Raw genomic sequence first — 15,948 nt, 5'->3', positions numbered from 1 at the left:
AAGAGTCCGGCATTCTTTTCCGGATATTCACGTGTCTTCGCCGGAGTGCCGGATACCGGAGTGCGGGACGGGTCGATCTGTCCCGGAGTGCCGTATTCGGGTGTTCTTCGGGTGTTCTCGTTCCGGGGGTCGAATCCGTGGAAACCGCGCGGCCCCGCCGGGGGTTCACGGGCTTGGATCCCTTGCCGCGTAAGGGTCTCGAGTCTACGCGCGTCGCCTGCCCCGGCCAGCAATCCCGCCCGAAACCCCCGGTAGTCTGGAGTTCCCCCGCCTCACCGAAGACACCACCGGGAGTGCCAGTGGCACGCGTCGTAGTCGACGTCATGCTCAAGCCGGAGATCCTCGACCCCCAGGGCCAGGCGGTGCAGCGTGCACTGCCCCGTCTCGGATTCACCGGGATCGCCGACGTCCGCCAGGGCAAGCGTTTCGAGCTGGAAGTGGAGGGCCCGGTCGACGACGCCGCGCTCGCCCGTATCCGCGAAGCCGCCGAGACCTTTCTCGCCAACACCGTGATCGAGGACTTCACCGTCCGCGTCGAGGAGGCGGCGAAGTGACCACCCGCGTCGGCGTCGTCACTTTCCCCGGCTCCCTCGACGACCGTGACGCCCAGCGCGCGGTCCGCCTGGCCGGCGCCGAGCCGGTCGCGCTCTGGCACCGTGACAAGGATCTCCACCAGGTCGACGCCGTCGTCCTGCCGGGCGGATTCAGTTACGGCGACTATCTGCGCTGCGGCGCGATCTCCCGCTTCTCGCCCGTGATGGACACCGTCATCGAGCAGGCGAAGCTGGGAATGCCGGTCCTCGGTATCTGCAACGGCTTCCAGGTGCTCTGCGAATCGCACCTGCTGCCCGGCGCGCTCACCCGCAACGACTCGCTGCACTTCGTCTGCCGCGACCAGAAGCTGCGCATCGAGAACACCGGTACCGCCTGGACCCGGGATTACTCGGCGGGCCAGGAAATCGTCGTTCCGCTGAAGAACGGCGAGGGCCGGTTCGTCGCCGAGGAGCGCGTCCTGGACCAACTGGAGGCGGAGGGCCGGGTGGTGGCCCGTTACGTGGCCCGCGGCGATGCCGCTGACGGATGCGGTAACCCGAACGGTTCGTACCGCGACATCGCCGGCATCACCAACGCCGCCGGCAATGTCGTCGGCCTGATGCCGCACCCGGAGCACGCCGTGGAGCCGCTCACCGGTCCGACCGTCGAGGGCCTGGGCTTCTTCACTTCCGTCCTGAAGCAGCTGGTGAACGCCTGATGAGCCTCGACACCGTCAAGAACGCCGAGCAGACCCCGGACGTCGCCCAGCCCTGGGCCGAACTCGGGCTCAAGGAGGACGAGTACGCGCGCATCCGCGAGATTCTCGGCCGCCGCCCGACCGGCGCCGAACTCGCGATGTACTCGGTCATGTGGTCGGAGCACTGTTCGTACAAGAGCAGCAAGGTCCACCTGAAGCAGTTCGGCGACAAGAAGCCCGACTCGGACGCGATGCTCGTCGGCATCGGCGAGAACGCCGGTGTGGTCGACGTCGGCCAGGGCTACGCCGTGACCTTCAAGGTCGAGTCGCACAACCACCCGTCGTACATCGAGCCCTACCAGGGCGCGGCCACCGGCATCGGCGGCATCGTGCGCGACATCCTGGCGATGGGCGCCCGCCCGGTCGCCGTGATGGACCCGCTGCGGTTCGGCGCGGCCGACCACCCGGACACCCGGCGCGTGCTGCCCGGGATCGTCGCGGGCATCGGCGGCTACGGCAACTGCCTGGGCCTGCCGAACATCGGCGGCGAGGTCGTCTTCGACTCCTGCTACCAGGGCAACCCGCTGGTCAACGCGCTGTGCGTGGGCGTCATGAAGCACGAGGACATCCACCTCGCGCAGGCCTCCGGCGCCGGCAACAAGGTCATCCTGTACGGAGCCCGCACCGGCGGCGACGGCATCGGCGGCGTCTCCGTGCTCGCCTCCGAGACCTTCGACGACACCAAGCCGACCAAGCGTCCGGCCGTCCAGGTCGGCGACCCGTTCCAGGAGAAGCTCCTGATCGAGTGCACCCTGGAGATCTTCCGGGAGAAGCTCGTCAAGGGCATCCAGGACCTGGGCGGCGCGGGCCTGTCCTGCGCGACCTCGGAGCTGGCGAGCGCCGGCTCCGGCGGCATGCGGGTCGAGCTGGACACCGTGCCGCTGCGCGACAACACGCTCTCGCCCGAGGAGATCCTCATGAGCGAGTCGCAGGAGCGCATGTGCGCCATCGTCGAGCCCGGCAAGGTCGACCGCTTCCTGGAGATCTGCGAGAAGTGGGACGTCATCGCCACCGTCATCGGTGAGGTGACCGACGGCGAGCGCCTGGAGATCTTCTGGCACGGCGAACTCGTCGTCGACGTGCCGCCGCGCACCGTCGCCCACGAGGGCCCGACCTACCAGCGCCCGTACGCCCGCCCGAGCTGGCAGGACGCGCTGCAGGCCGACGCCCCCACCGGCGAGCGGCTGGCCCGCCCGACCACCGGCGAGGGCCTCAAGGCCGACCTGCTGAAGGTCGCCGGCTCCCCGAACCAGGCCTCCAAGTCCTGGATCACCGACCAGTACGACCGCTACGTGCTCGGCAACACCGTGCTCTCGGTCGGCGAGGACTCGGGCATGATCCGGATCGACGAGGAGACCAACCTCGGCGTCTCGGTCGCCACCGACGGCAACGGCCGCTACACCAAGCTGGACCCGTACACCGGCGCCCAGCTGGCCCTCGCCGAGGCCTACCGCAACGTCGCGGCCGGCGGCGCCAAGCCGCTCGCGATCTCCGACTGCCTCAACTTCGGCTCCCCCGAGGACCCGGACGTGATGTGGCAGTTCGCCGAGGCCACCCGCGGCCTGGCCGACGCCTGCCTGGTGCTCGGCACCCCGGTCACCGGCGGCAACGTCTCGCTGTACAACCAGACCGGCGAGGTCGCCATCCACCCGACCCCGGTGGTCGCGGTGCTCGGCGTCATCGACGACGTCACCCGGCGCACCCCGGTCGCCTTCGCCGAGGAGGGGCAGCTGCTCTACCTGCTCGGCGACACCGCGGACGAGCTCGGCGGTTCGGCCTGGTCGCAGGTGGTCCACGACCACCTCGGCGGTCTGCCGCCCAAGGTCGACCTGGAGCGCGAGCGGCTGCTCGGCGACATCCTGATCGCCGCCTCGCGCGACGGCATGATCGACGCCGCGCACGACCTCTCCGACGGCGGCCTCGGCCAGGCGCTCGTGGAGAGCTGCCTCAAGGGCGGCCACGGCGCGCGGATCATCGTGCCCGAGGGCGCGGACCCGTTCGTGTTCCTGTTCTCCGAGTCGGCCGGCCGCGCTGTCGTGGCGGTGCCGCGCAGCGAGGAGCTCCGGTTCAACGACATGTGCACCGCGCGCGGCCTGCCGGCCACCCGCATCGGTGTCGTGGACGGCGAATCCCTGGACGTCCAGGGCCAGTTCACCGTCTCGCTGGCCGAGCTGAAGGACGCCCACACCGGCGTCATCGAGGCTCTGCTCGCCTGACCCGCGCGGTTCGAGGGGCGGACGGTCCGACGGGGCCGTCCGCCCCTCGGCGTATGTTGGGGGCCATGCCCCCCAAGCCCCGTACCTACCAGCCGCAGAAGGTGCGCACCGCGCTCGCGGCGCAGACCGGCGCGCTGCGCGACGCCGTCCGGCAGCTGTGTGAACGCCCGGACGCCGAGCAGTGGTTGGCCCGGCCGACCAGGCTGGGGGAGTGGACGGTCCGCGAGCTGATCGCGCACCTCGCCGTCCAGCTCGACTTCGTCCCCGAGCACCTCGACGATCCGCTGGAGGGGCGGGCACCGTTGGACCTGTCGGGGTGGGTGGCCGCGGTCGGCACGGTCGCGCCGCTGCTCGACGAGCAGGCCCGGGCGAGGGCCGCGGGCGACTTCGGCGGGGACGCGGCCTCGGTGGCGCAGGCCTTCACCCGGGCGGCGGACGCGCTGACCGGTCTGCTGGACCGGCCCGAAGCCGCCGACCCGGTACGGCGGTTCGAGATCCGGCTGGGCTCGATGACACTCGCCGACATGCTGGTGACCAGGCTGGTGGAGACCGTCGTGCACGCCGACGACCTGGCCGCCGCGCTCGGCCTCGACGGCTTCCCGCACGACCGCCAGGCCGTCGCCGCCGTCACCCGGCTGCTGGCCGACGCCTTCGCCGACCGCGCGCCGGGCGGCGCGGTCGAGCTGCGGATCCCGCCGTACGCCGTCGTGCAGGCCGTCGAGGGCCCCCGGCACACCCGGGGCACCCCGCCGAACGTGGTCGAGACCGACCCGCTGACCTGGATCCGGCTGGCCACCGGCCGGGCCGACTGGGCCGCCGCGGTGGACGCGGCGGCGGTCTCCGCCTCCGGCGAGCGCAGCGACCTGCGGGAGTACCTGCCGGTGCTCGGGTAGCCGCGCTTCGGGGGGCGTCCTACGGCACCGACGGCCCGCTGAGGTAGGTGCCGTTCTCCGAGTACGGCCAGGCGTTGGGCTCGCAGCCCTTGAGTCCGTAGATCTGCTGCATCATCGCGGGCGCCGGCTTGCCCGGGCCGGGGCAGGTCTCGTGCCCGTGGCCTATCCGGTGGCCGACCTCGTGGTTGATGATCAGCGCCCGGTACTCGTCGAGCGGGCCGCTGAACTGCGGTGAACCGGTGTTCCAGCGCTTGGAGTTGACGAGCACCTGGTTGCCGACGTTGCAGTTCACCTCGCCGTGGGTGTCCAGGCCGGAGGCGCCGCAGATCCGGTCCACGGTGGCCGGCGAGGCGATCTTCACGGTGAAGTCGTACCCGCCGCCGGCGACCAGCTGGAAGCCGTTCTTGCGGTCGTTGGTCCAGCCGCGCCTGTCGCCGAGGAAGCCGTGGATCTGGGCGGCGGCGCCGCCGGCGTCGATGCCTATGCCGTCCTCGACCTCCACCCGGTAGCGGCGCACGGTGCCGCGTCCGACCGGCTGGGCGGTGGCGGCGGCGATGCTGAAGGTGCCCGCGCCCTTGGCCGGGCCGGGGTCGGGCGTGGTGGGCGTGGTGGGGGTGGGTGTCGAGGACGGGGCGGGGGGCTCGCTCGGGGTGTCGGTCGGCGTCGGGGTCGGCGTCGGGCCGGCGGGCGAGGGAGCCTGATCGGTCGGCGGGGCGATCCGCGCCTGGGCGGTCGGCCCGCCGCCGGGCGCGTCGGAGGAGCGGGTCAGCACGACCGCCGTACCGCCCAGCACCGCCACCGCCGTGACCAGCGCCGCGAGCATGCCGGGCCCGAGCCGGCGCGGCGGCCGTCGGCGTCGGCGGCCGCGGGCACTGCCGCTCCTGGCGGCGGATCTGGCTGCGGGCATGATCGACACCCTGACATGGCGAACGGGTGAATGTCCACATACCGGGTATGCAGGCGCCCGGCGGCTGCCGCCGATCCCGGGACGCCGGTTGACCCTGGCGTCCCGGATGGCAGACTGCCTGCATGGCGATTCACCGGAATCTTCTCGACGGCCCCGATCCGACCCTTCTCCCGGAGGACGAGCAGCCCTACCGCATGCTGGCGGAGGAATCGGCCTCACCCACCCAGGTGGCCGCCGACTTCCCGACCTTCTGCCTCGCCTGGGCGATGCTCGCCGACGACGCCTACGCGGCCGGCCGCTACGTCGAGTCCTACGCCTACGCCCGCACCGGCTACCACCGCGGCCTGGACGCGCTGCGCCGCAACGGCTGGAAGGGCCACGGCCCCGTGCCGTGGGAGCACCGCGGCAACCGCGGCTTCCTGCGCTGCCTGGCCGGGCTCGCACGGGCGGCCGGCGCGATCAAGGAGACCGAGGAGGAGGCCCGCTGCTGGCAGTTCCTGAAGGACAGCAGCGCGGAGGCGTACGCGGAGCTGAAGCAGTAGACCCGCACGGCTGCTGAGGCAGCAGACCCACACACGGGTGCGCCCCCCGGTGAAGTCCACCGGGGGGCGCACCCGCGTTCACGCCGTGGCCGGGCTCACTTCAGACGGTTGCCGGCCGAGCGCAGCTGCTGCGCGGCCTCCAGCACACGGGCGGCCATGCCCGCCTCGGCGAGCTTGCCCCAGGTGCGCGGGTCGTAGGTGTTCTTCTTGCCGACCTCGCCGTCGACCTTCAGCACACCGTCGTAGTTGCGGAACATGTGGTCCACGACCGGGCGGGTGAAGGCGTACTGGGTGTCGGTGTCCAGGTTCATCTTCACGACGCCGTTCTCCAGCGCGGTGGCGATCTCCGCCGCGGTCGAGCCGGAACCGCCGTGGAAGACGAAGTCGAACGGGTCGGTCTTGCCGTACTGCTTGCCGATCGCGTCCTGCAGCTCGCGCAGCAGCTCCGGCTTCAGCACGACGTTGCCCGGCTTGTAGACGCCGTGCACGTTGCCGAACGAGGCGGCCAGCAGGTAGCGGCCCTTCTCGCCCAGGCCCAGCGCCTCGGCGGTGCGCACGGCGTCGTTGACGGTGGTGTACAGCTCGTCGTTGATCTCGTGGGTGACGCCGTCCTCCTCGCCGCCGGTCGGGGTGATCTCGACCTCAAGGATGATCTTGGCGGCGGCGGCCTGGGCCAGCAGCTCCTGGGCGATCGCCAGGTTGTCGGCGAGGGTCTCGGCCGAGCCGTCCCACATGTGCGACTGGAACAGCGGGTTCTGGCCCTTGGCCACGCGCTCGGCGGAGACCGCCAGCAGCGGGCGGACGTAGCCGTCCAGCTTGTCCTTCGGGCAGTGGTCGGTGTGCAGTGCGACGGTGATGTCGTACTTGGCGGCGACGATGTGCGCGAACTCGGCCAGCGCCACGGCGCCGGTCACCATGTCCTTGTTGTGCTGGCCGCCCAGGAACTCCGCGCCACCGGTCGAGATCTGGATGATGCCGTCGCTCTCGGCCTCGGCGAAACCACGCAGTGCGGCGTGCAGGGTCTGCGACGAGGTGACGTTGATGGCCGGGTAGGCGAACTTGCCCGCCTTGGCCCGGTCCAGCATCTCGTTGTAGACCTCGGGAGTTGCGATGGGCATGCGATCCGCTCCTGTCGGGTTGCGGCGTACGGACGGTGCTGTCCGACGCTGTGTACGCCTTCGGTACGACTCCGTGCCGGCCGCCGACGCGCGGCGCTGCGGTGTGGCTCTCCGGCACCAAGGTTCGAGCGACCTCCGCGGTACGGCAATGAGGGTGGTGTGCCGCTGCGGACCGGACGCCCGTGCCATCCTCCCAGACTCGTGCCCGCAGGTCAGCAGGAGCCCGCCAGTCGGACCGTCGCCGCCGCCGACGCGGACGGCCCGCTCCTGCGACGTTCGGCGGACACCGGATACACCTGCCGGGCGAAGCCTCCGTACAGGACGGCCCGCTATCCTGCGGCCGTGGACTACAACCAGCTGGCCGTCAACCTGCTCGACGCCAAATCACTGATCTCGTCCCTCGGCGCCATCGGGCTGATCGCGATCATCTTCGCGGAGACCGGCCTGCTGGTCGGCTTCTTCTTCCCGGGTGACTCACTGCTGATCATCGCCGGCGTCGCGGCGTCGAACGCCGCCTCGTCGGTGCTCGGCGACGGCGCCAAGCTGCCGATCGCCGTCCTGCTCGTCGGCGCCCCGGTGGCCGCGGTCGCGGGGGCCCAGCTCGGGCACCTGATCGGGGTCAAGGTCGGGCCGAAGATGTTCGACAAGCCCGAGTCGAAGATCTTCCGCCGCGAGTACGTGATGAAGGCGGAGGAGTACTTCAACAAGTTCGGGCCCGGCAAGGCCGTGGTGCTGGCCCGCTTCATGCCGATCGTCCGGACCTTCCTCAACCCGGTCGCGGGCACCCTGGAGATGCCCGCCCGGACGTTCTTCCTGTGGAACGTCATCGGCGGCGTGCTCTGGACCGAGTCCATGCTGCTGATCGGCTACTTCTTCGGCGACGCGCTCGCCCCGGTGATCGACAAGTACCTGATCCCGGCGGTGCTGCTGATCGTCCTGCTCTCGATCTCGCCGATCCTGATCGAGGTCCTGCGCGAGCGCAAGAAGCGGAAGGCCGGCGGCGCCGTGGAGAGCACCGAGGCCGACGCCGTGCAGAGCGGCGGCCGCCACCGGCGCGGCTGAGCACCGGGGCTTCGCGCACGACACGCGAAGGGGCCGGGTCCCGTCTCACGTTTCACGTGAAACAGGACCCGGCCCCTCGTGCTGTCAGGTCCGGCCGGGCTCAGAGGCCCAGGTCGTCCAGGGTGTAGGCGGTCACGTACGGCAGGCCCTGCGCCTCGACCGCGGCCGCGCCGCCGCGCTCCACGATCACCGCGACGCCGACCACCTCGGCGCCCGCCTCGCGCAGCGCCTCGACGGCGGTCAGCACCGAGCCACCGGTGGTGGAGGTGTCCTCGACCGCCAGCACCCGGCGGCCCTTGACCTCCGGGCCCTCGATCCGGCGCTGGAGGCCGTGCGCCTTGCCCGCCTTGCGGACCACGAAGGCGTCCAGCTCACGCCCGCGCGCGGCGGCGGCGTGCAGCATCGCGGCGGCCACCGGGTCGGCGCCCAGGGTCAGACCGCCGACGGCGTCGTACTCCAGGTGCGAGGTCGCGTCCAGCATCACCCGGCCGACCAGCGGGGCGGCCTGGCCGTCCAGCGTGATCCGGCGCAGGTCGACGTAGTAGTCGGCCTCCTTGCCGGAGGAAAGGGTGACCTTGCCGTGTACGACGGCCTTGTCCTTGATCTGTGCCAGCAGGGCGTCGCGGTCGTTGCTCATGAGCGTCCAGTCTAGGCCCTCCCCCGCCGGTCAGCGCCGACGCAAGGCCCTGACCAGCACCACGGCGCCACCCAGCAGCGCGACCCCGCCGCCGATCACCCACGGCACCGCGCTGCGGCCGCCCGAACCCGGCACCACGATCCCGCCGGCCTCGCCGCCCCAGCGGGACGCCGCCCGGGCCCGGGCACTACGGGCCGGCAGCGCCGGGGCGTACCGCCCCCGCGGCGGCGCGTGGTCCACCTCCTCGGCCGACCGGCCGACGATGCTGCGGCGCACCGGGCCGCCGCCCGCCGGTTCCTCCTCGTACTCGAAGAGCGGCTCGGCGGGGAGCTCCTCGGCGACTCCCTCCTCGGGCCCGTCCCCGTCGCCGCCGCCGGTGGGCAGGCCGAAGCGCTCGGCGTCGGCGTCGGAGAAGGCGATCAGGTCGGACAGGTCGTCGTCGAGGTCGTCGCCGGGCTGGTCCTGGTGCTCCTCGATGAACACCACGCCGGCGTCGGTCCCGGTCCCGCCCTCGGCCCCGGCCTCGCCACCGGTCTCCGTGTCGCTCTCGCCGTCGCCGTCGCCGTCGCTCTCGCTCTCGCTCTCCGGCTCGGGCTCGGCGTCCGGGGAGGCGAGCGCGGTGGCGAACCGGTCCAGCAGACGGCGGCCGGCGGCGTCGAGGGTCTCCTCGTCGAACTCGGTGAGCCGGCCGGTGGCGCTCAGGTCGCCGGTGAAGCGGACCACCGCGGTACCGCCCTCGGCGCCGTCCGCGACGCTGACCCGGACGGTGGCGGTCGCCTCGCCGCTGCCACGGGCCTCCTGGCCCTCGGCGAACACGGTCAGCACGCCCTCGCGCCCTTCGATCAGGGACAGCACGCCCCTGTACGTGATGGTGGAGCCGCCGATCCGCAGCTTCAGCCGGCCGCCGATCTCCTCCGCCGGCCCACCGCCGACCGCGGCCGGCTCGGTGCTCAGCCCCGGCACGCTACGGGCCAGCAGAGCCGGATCCTGCAAGGCCTGCCGCACCAACTCGGCGGGCATCGGGACGACAACCTCATGCTCCATGTCAGGGAGCCTACCGACCCAACCCCGCCCGGTCCCCACCCACCGCCACCCGACTTCCCCGGACCACCGGTGTCCAGCCCCGCGCCCCCGGCTCAGCGGGGGCCGAGCAGGGTGAGGGCGGCCGGGGGGTGGGCGGGGCGGAGGGCGGCGAGGCGGGTGGCGGAGCCGCGGAGGCCGTCGGGGGTGAGGGCGCGGGGCGGTGGGGCGTCGGGGGCGAGGGTGAGCGGGGGCCGGGCGGCGGCCGCGAGGAGGAAGGTCTGGGCGGCGCCCGGCGGGTCGGGGCGGCAGCTCGCGGTGGCGCTGCCCTGGACGGAGTACGGGACGGTCTGCAGTCCCGCCGTCCGCAGGCCGGACTCGATCGGCCAGAGGCCGTCCGGGTCGCCGCCGGCCCGGACGGCGACGCGGCCGCCGGGGGAGAGCAGCCGGGTGGCGAGGCCGTAGAACTCCTGGGAGTGGAAGGTGACCGGTCCGCCGTCGGCGGGCGCGGGCAGGTCGGCGAGCACCACGTCGTACGGTCCGCCGGCCGTGGCGGCGCCGCGCAGCCAGGCCATCGGGTCGGCGGCGGTGGCGTGGACGCGGGGGTCGTCGAGGGAGTGGTCGGTGAGGGCGGCGAGCCCGGGGTCGGTGCGGGCGAGCCGGGGGAGCGCGGGGTCGGCGTCGACGAGCCGGACGGAGCGGACGCCGCGGTGCCGGAGCACCTCGCGCAGGGCGAGGCCGTCGCCGCCGCCGAGGAGCAGGACGCGGGCGTCCGGGCCGGCGGCCATCGCCGGGTGGACCAGGGCCTCGTTGCCGCGGTACTCGTCCGGCCCGCAGACGGTGAGGCGGCCGTTCAGGTAGAGCCGGAGCGGGCCTTCGGCGGGGCCGGTGAGCACGATCTCCTGGGAGCGGCTGCGGGCGGCGAAGCGGACCTGCGCACCGTAGAGGGCGTGCCGGGCGGCGCGTTCGATGGCGCCGGAGCCGGCGGCGGCCGCGGCGAGCAGGGCGAGGACGAGCGCGCAGCCGCCCCAGAGCAGGAGCCGTATCCGGGGGGCGGGTTCCTCGCGGAAGAGCCAGAGCACGACGGCGGCTCCGGCGACGGCGTTGACGGCGCCGGTGACGAGGGCGCCGTCGCCGGGCCCGAGGCCGGGGAGGATGAGGAAGGGGAAGGCGAGGCCGCCGATCAGCGCGCCCACGTAGTCGGCGGCGAAGAGGTCGGCGGCGGCGCGGCCGGCGTCCTCGCGCCGGATCCGCTGGATGAGGGTCATCAGGAGCGGGATCTCGGCGCCGATGAGGATGCCGATGAGGCAGGTGAGGCCGACCATGGCGGCCTGGTAGCGGCCGATCCAGGCCCAGCAGGAGTAGAGCGCGAGGACGGAGAGGCCGCCGGTGAGCGCGAGGGCGCATTCGACCAGGGCGAAGGCGGTGGCGGGCTGCCGGGTGAGGCGTTTGGCGAGGAGCGAGCCGAGGCCCATCGCGAACACCATGACGGAGAGCACGACGGAGGTTTGGGTGACCGAGTCCCCGAGCAGGTAGTCGCCGAGCGCCACGAGTTCGAGTTCGTAGACGAGTCCGCAGGCCGCACAGACGAACGCGGCCAGCAGGACGGTGAGGCGGGCCAGCCGGGGGTGGGAGCGCAGCCGGGACCGACGGCGGGTGGGCAGGGGGGCGAGGCTCCGCCCGGGCCGAGGTGGGGCGCCGTCGTCGAGGTCCACTCGCGAGCGGGCGGGTGGACCGGCCGGATGGTTGATCACGAACAAACGCTAGGGGACGTTCGGGACGGATAGCTGCGCCCATTCGACGGACAGTGTGGGACGCCGGATTGACGAATCGTTCCTGCGTACGATTCATAGGCCGTGGCGGGATCGGCGACCCTGCTCGGACGGCTGGCGGTCATGCCCCGGACACCACCAGCGAGGAGCGGGTGCAGACCAGCCGGCCCTCCTGCGGGTAGGCGTGCCAGGTCCGCCAGAGCAGCCGGTCGGCGCCGCCCTGGGTGACCAGCGCGGTGAAGGCGCTCGGGTCGCCCGGGAACACCCCGGCCAGGCCGCGCGGGTGGCCCTCGACCAGGGCCAGCAGTTCCTGCGCGCGGGCCGCGAAGTCGTGCGGGGGCAGCGCCTCGATCCGGGCCGCGAACTCGTACTCCCAGCCGCCGACCTGCTTGGCCACCCGGGCCGGCAGCGGGGTGCGGCGGCCGGGCAGGCAGGCGACGGTCTCCAGGCACTCGCCGGGGCCGGCGGCGATCACCACCTGGTGCGAAGCGCCGAGCAGTCGCAGCTGGAGGGTGCCGGACGCGGTGGGGTGGCCGCCTCCGTCGAGTCTCAGGTCGCGGACCGCGAGAGCGGGCAGCGGGTCGCCGCCCAGGCACCAGGCCAGGTCACCGGCGCGGGTGTCCGTGTAGGAGGTCTGCAGTGTGGTGAGCATGCTCGGCTCCGCGTTTCAGCTCCGTGCGCGCCCGCCGAGCAGCACCGAGTAGGCCTAGGCGATGGCGAGGCTGTTCGTGGCTGTGCGGCCCTGGGCGCGGCCGACCGTGGAAGGAGGGATTCCGGCTGGAGATTCAGCAGCAGAGAAGCATGAATACGCCGGGTCCGCCGGTGATTTACCCAACTTTGTCAAGCATTCACCGTTTCGAGCACACCTGCTTCCCGGCTCTGATCGACCCGGTGTGCGACTCTGCACAGCGCGCGCCCCTACGACCGGGTCGTGCGCCGTGCACGCTGGTAGTGCGCCGGGTGCACGCCTTGTGCGCCGCCGCCCTGCACGCACCGGGCGGGCAGGGCGGTCGGAGCGTTCCGTCGAGGCCGAAGGAATTGCCTCACAGACATCATTCAATCGTCAACCAGACGTCAACCAACCATGACTGTCAGGCGAGTTGAGAAGAACTGGGCCCACTCGCCGGGCCATCATTGCTCCCCTCACGGCCGGGGGTCGATCGGCGCGAGCACCCCGAGCCGGTCCTCGACCGCCTGGGCCGCCTCCAGGCAGAGGTCCTCCCGGAACGCCCGCCCCACGAGCTGCACCCCGGTCGGCAGCCCGTCGGCCAGGCCGGTGGGCACCGCCACCGCGGGCAGCCCCGCGAAGCTGGTCACCTTGCACAGCCGCATCGCCGTGCGGACCAGCTCCCACCCGGCCGCGTCCCGGGACTCGATGCCCGGTTCGACCGGCGGTTCGGTGAACACCGGTCCGAGCAGCAGCGGGTACTCGTCCAGGAATTCGGCCCAGGAGCGGCGGATGCCCAGCCAGCTCCCCATCAGCTCCATGAGCTCGGCGGCGGTCGCGGGCGGGGTCCGGGCCATCGTCAGCTCGATGTAGCGGTCGCCGCCCGGGCCGAGCAGGGGGCGTACGGCGGGCCACTTGGGTGCGAACTCGGTCATGGTGATCCGGTCGCACACCTCCAGGGCCTCGTCGAGCCGCGGGACGTCCGCCACCTCGCGCACGTCGTACCCGGCGTCCCGCAGCGCCGCCGCCGCGCGTTCGACCGCGGCCCGGACCGTCGGGTGGACGCCGTGGCCGCCCGGATCGGCCACCACCGCGACCTTCACCGGCCCGGGCAGCGGCTCGCCGTAGCGCGGCACGGGCAGGGCGCGCGGGTCGCGCGGATCGGGGCCGGCCAGCACCTCGTAGGCCAGCCGGAGGTCGGCGACGCTCCGGGCGAGCGGGCCGTCGGCGACCAGCCACTGGGAGGCCGGCCCCGGGTCCTGCGGCCCGAACGCGCGGTGGTCGGCGGGGAACCGGCCGTTGGACGGGTTCAGCCCGGCGACCCCGCAGAACGCGGCCGGGACGCGGACGGACGCGCCGGAGTCGTTGCCGAGCCCGAGCGCGGCCAGGCCGGTCGCGACGGCCGCGCCGTCGCCGCCGCTGCTCCCGCCCGGGGTGCGGCTGCGGTCCCACGGGTTGGCGGTGTCGCCGTAGAGCTCGCTGCGGGTGTGCATCCCGGCCAGGATCATGGTGGGCATGTTGCTGTGCCCGATCGGTACGGCCCCGGCCGCGCGCAGCCGGGCGACCGGGGGAGCGTCGGCCCGCGCCACCAGGTCGCGGAAGCGCGGCACCCCGAAGGTGGTGGCCACGCCCTCGATGGCGGTGGTCTCCTTCACGGTGAACGGCACGCCCGCCAGCGGGCCGGGGTCCTCGCCCGCGGCCAGGCGCCGGTCGAGTTCCCGGGCCTGCACCCGGGCGCGCTCCGCCAGGACCTGGGTGACGGCGTTCACCTGTGGGTTCACCGCGCTGATCCGCTCCAGGTGGCTGTCGAGCAGTTCGACGGCCGAGACCTCCTTGCCGCGTACCGCCGCCGCCTGCGCGGTGGCCGTCAGTCGCCACAGGGCGTCCTGCATGACGTACTCCCCTCCTCGTTCCGATGCGCTCGTATCGGTACCGTAGCCTGGGAACCGATACGAGTGCATCGAATAAACCGGAGGGGGAGCCCGTGCCCAGACAGGTGGACCACGACGGACGGCGCCGACGGATCGCCGAGGCCGTCTGCCGGCTCGCCGACGAACGAGGCCTGGAAGGGGTGACCCTGCGCGACGTGGCCGACCGCGCGCAGGTGTCGACCGGCGCCGTCCAGCGCTGCTTCCGCACCAAGGACGAGATGCTCCGCTTCGCCCTCGGCTACGTCGGTGAGCGGATCACCGCCCGGGTCCGGGCGTACCCCGCCGACGACCCGGCGCCCTCGCCCGCCGCCCTCCTGGCACACGCGGCCGCCGAGGCGGCGCTGCTCGGCGACGGACAGCGCTCCCAGGCGCGGGTCTGGCTGGCCTTCGTCGCGCAGGCCGCCGTCGACGAGCGGCTGGCGGGCCCGCTGAACGCCGACTACGCGGCCCTGGAGGGCCTGTTCGCCCGGCTGATCGCCGAGGCGTCGCCGGCGGCCGGGCCGGACGCCGCCCGGGAGGCGAAGACGCTGCTGGCCCTTGCCGACGGGCTCACCACGCACGTCCTCGTCGGCCGCCTCACCGCACCCGAGGCCCGGGCGATCCTGAACGCCCACCTGTCCGGCCTCGGGCGGCGGCCGGGCGACGGCTCAGAGGCGCTGGAGCCGTGACACCGCTTCCTCCAGCACGGAGTCCTGCTTGCAGAAGGTGAAGCGGACCAGGCTGCGGCCGGCCTCGGTGTTGTCGTAGAAGACGGCGTTCGGGATGGCGACGACGCCGCAGCGCTCCGGCAGGGCGCGGCAGAACTCGATGCCGTCCTTCTCGCCGAGCGGGGTGATGTCGGTGGTGATGAAGTACGTGCCCTCGGGGGTGAACACCCGGAAGCCGGCCGCGGTGAGCCCGTCGACCAGCAGGTCGCGCTTGCGGAGCAGGTCGGCGCGGAAGCCGTCGAAGTAGCTGTCGGGCAGCCGCAGCGCCTCGGCGACGGCGTACTGGAAGGGGCCGGCGCTGACGTAGGTGAGGTACTGCTTGGCCGTGCGGACGGCCGTGACCAGGGCCGGGTTCGCGGTGACCCAGCCGACCTTCCAGCCGGTGAAGGAGAAGGTCTTGCCGGCGGAGGAGATGGAGACGGTGCGCTCGCGCATGCCGGGCAGGGCGGCGATCGGGTGGTGGGTGGCGCCGAAGACGAGGTGCTCGTAGACCTCGTCGGTGACGACCAGCAGGTCGTGCTCGACGGCGAGGGCGGCGATGGCGGCCAGCTCGTCGGCGGTGAGCACGGTGCCGGTCGGGTTGTGCGGGGTGTTGATCAGCAGCAGGCGGGTGCGCGGGGTGATCAGGGTGCGCAGTTCGTCCAGGTCGGGGCGGAAGTCCGGGGCGCGCAGGGTGAGCGGGCGGCGGGTGGCGCCGGCCATCGCGATGCAGGCGGCGTAGGAGTCGTAGAAGGGTTCGAGGGCGATCACCTCGTCACCCGGCTCCAGCAGGGCGAGCAGGGTGGCGGCGATGGCCTCGGTGGCGCCGGCGGTGACCAGCACCTCGGTGTCCGGGTCGTAGCCGAGGCCGTGGAAGCGCTGCTGGTGCTCGGCGATGGCCTGCCGCAGCTCGGGGATGCCGGGGCCGGGCGGGTACTGGTTGCCGCGCCCGTTCAGCACGGCGTCGGCAGCGGCCCGGGCCACCGAGGCCGGGCCGTCGGTGTCGGGGAAGCCCTGGCCGAGGTTGATCGAGCCGGTGGCCGTGGCCAGGGCGGACATCTCGGCGAAGACGGTCGTCCCCATGCCGGCCAGTCGGCGGTTCAGCAGCGGCCTGTTGCCCATCGGTGGCTCCTCACGCGTCGTCGTCGGCCCCATCCTGGGTCAGCCGGGGGCCGGGGACAAGGACGGCCCGACCACCTGGGGCCA

15 protein-coding genes are annotated in these 15,948 nt (G+C 73.0%); 7 read left to right on the top strand and 8 right to left on the bottom strand.

The window, feature by feature from the left end; all coding sequences use genetic code 11:
• Nucleotides 1-299: 299 nt before the first annotated feature.
• The 4 genes from purS to AB0O82_RS02870 all read left to right on the top strand — a co-directional run bounded on the left by purS (nt 300) and on the right by AB0O82_RS02870 (nt 4,400).
• A complete protein-coding gene (gene purS, locus AB0O82_RS02885) occupies nt 300-554 on the top strand; it encodes a phosphoribosylformylglycinamidine synthase subunit PurS (RefSeq protein ID WP_045692676.1) in 255 nt (84 codons plus the stop codon).
• Nucleotides 551-1,252: a phosphoribosylformylglycinamidine synthase subunit PurQ gene (gene purQ / locus AB0O82_RS02880; RefSeq protein WP_363579827.1), complete on the top strand. Its 702-nt coding sequence runs from the start codon at nt 551-553 to the stop codon at nt 1,250-1,252. The genes purS and purQ overlap by 4 nt, the downstream gene beginning before the upstream one ends.
• Complete coding sequence (gene purL, locus AB0O82_RS02875) at nt 1,252-3,507, top strand: phosphoribosylformylglycinamidine synthase subunit PurL (RefSeq protein ID WP_363579826.1); 2,256 nt, start codon at nt 1,252-1,254, stop codon at nt 3,505-3,507. The genes purQ and purL overlap by 1 nt, the downstream gene beginning before the upstream one ends.
• Nucleotides 3,508-3,572: 65 nt before the next feature.
• Entirely contained in the window at nt 3,573-4,400 is an 828-nt protein-coding gene (locus AB0O82_RS02870; protein WP_363579825.1) for a sterol carrier family protein, read from the top strand.
• A gap of 19 nt (nt 4,401-4,419) precedes the next feature.
• Here the strand turns inward: AB0O82_RS02870 and AB0O82_RS02865 are convergent, their stop codons facing one another.
• Entirely contained in the window at nt 4,420-5,307 is an 888-nt protein-coding gene (locus AB0O82_RS02865; protein ID WP_363579824.1) for a DUF3152 domain-containing protein, read from the bottom strand.
• Between the two features lie 122 nt (nt 5,308-5,429).
• On the opposite strand from AB0O82_RS02865, the gene AB0O82_RS02860 reads away from it, so the two are divergent.
• The gene (locus AB0O82_RS02860; RefSeq protein ID WP_350876615.1) at nt 5,430-5,849 is read left to right on the top strand and encodes a DUF3151 domain-containing protein; all 420 of its coding nucleotides are present in this window, start codon (nt 5,430-5,432) and stop codon (nt 5,847-5,849) included.
• 95 nt (nt 5,850-5,944) lie between these two features.
• Here AB0O82_RS02860 and fbaA read toward each other — a convergent pair whose 3' ends face one another.
• Nucleotides 5,945-6,967 (bottom strand): class II fructose-bisphosphate aldolase, encoded by a 1,023-nt coding sequence (gene fbaA, locus AB0O82_RS02855; protein ID WP_063348525.1) that lies wholly within the window; start codon nt 6,965-6,967, stop codon nt 5,945-5,947.
• Between the two features lie 342 nt (nt 6,968-7,309).
• On the opposite strand from fbaA, the gene AB0O82_RS02850 reads away from it, so the two are divergent.
• Nucleotides 7,310-8,029 carry a VTT domain-containing protein gene (locus AB0O82_RS02850; RefSeq protein ID WP_363579823.1) on the top strand — a complete coding sequence of 240 codons (720 nt, stop codon included), beginning with the start codon at nt 7,310-7,312 and terminating at the stop codon, nt 8,027-8,029.
• Between the two features lie 100 nt (nt 8,030-8,129).
• On the opposite strand, the gene pyrE is transcribed toward AB0O82_RS02850, so the two are convergent.
• The 5 genes from pyrE to AB0O82_RS02825 form a co-directional block, all read right to left on the bottom strand.
• Nucleotides 8,130-8,666, bottom strand: a complete 537-nt coding sequence (gene pyrE / locus AB0O82_RS02845; protein ID WP_280673778.1) for an orotate phosphoribosyltransferase — start codon at nt 8,664-8,666, stop codon at nt 8,130-8,132.
• Between the two features lie 30 nt (nt 8,667-8,696).
• A complete protein-coding gene (locus AB0O82_RS02840) occupies nt 8,697-9,710 on the bottom strand; it encodes an SRPBCC family protein (RefSeq protein ID WP_363579822.1) in 1,014 nt (337 codons plus the stop codon).
• Between the two features lie 92 nt (nt 9,711-9,802).
• Nucleotides 9,803-11,326 (bottom strand): polyamine aminopropyltransferase, encoded by a 1,524-nt coding sequence (locus AB0O82_RS02835; protein ID WP_363579932.1) that lies wholly within the window; start codon nt 11,324-11,326, stop codon nt 9,803-9,805.
• Between the two features lie 253 nt (nt 11,327-11,579).
• The gene (locus AB0O82_RS02830) at nt 11,580-12,110 is read right to left on the bottom strand and encodes a DUF2617 family protein (RefSeq protein WP_363579821.1); all 531 of its coding nucleotides are present in this window, start codon (nt 12,108-12,110) and stop codon (nt 11,580-11,582) included.
• Between the two features lie 491 nt (nt 12,111-12,601).
• The gene (locus tag AB0O82_RS02825; protein WP_363579820.1) at nt 12,602-14,017 is read right to left on the bottom strand and encodes an amidase; all 1,416 of its coding nucleotides are present in this window, start codon (nt 14,015-14,017) and stop codon (nt 12,602-12,604) included.
• A gap of 92 nt (nt 14,018-14,109) precedes the next feature.
• Between AB0O82_RS02825 and AB0O82_RS02820 the strand changes: the two genes are divergently transcribed.
• Nucleotides 14,110-14,724 (top strand): TetR family transcriptional regulator C-terminal domain-containing protein, encoded by a 615-nt coding sequence (locus AB0O82_RS02820; protein WP_363579819.1) that lies wholly within the window; start codon nt 14,110-14,112, stop codon nt 14,722-14,724.
• On the opposite strand, the gene AB0O82_RS02815 is transcribed toward AB0O82_RS02820, so the two are convergent.
• Entirely contained in the window at nt 14,704-15,864 is a 1,161-nt protein-coding gene (locus AB0O82_RS02815) for a pyridoxal phosphate-dependent aminotransferase (RefSeq protein ID WP_363579818.1), read from the bottom strand. The two genes, AB0O82_RS02820 and AB0O82_RS02815, sit on opposite strands and share 21 nt — an antisense overlap.
• Nucleotides 15,865-15,948 lie beyond the last annotated feature (84 nt).

Source organism: Kitasatospora sp. NPDC088264 (genome assembly GCF_040685715.1).
GTDB lineage: Bacteria > Actinomycetota > Actinomycetes > Streptomycetales > Streptomycetaceae > Kitasatospora.
This window is presented reverse-complemented; position numbering and strand designations above follow the sequence as displayed.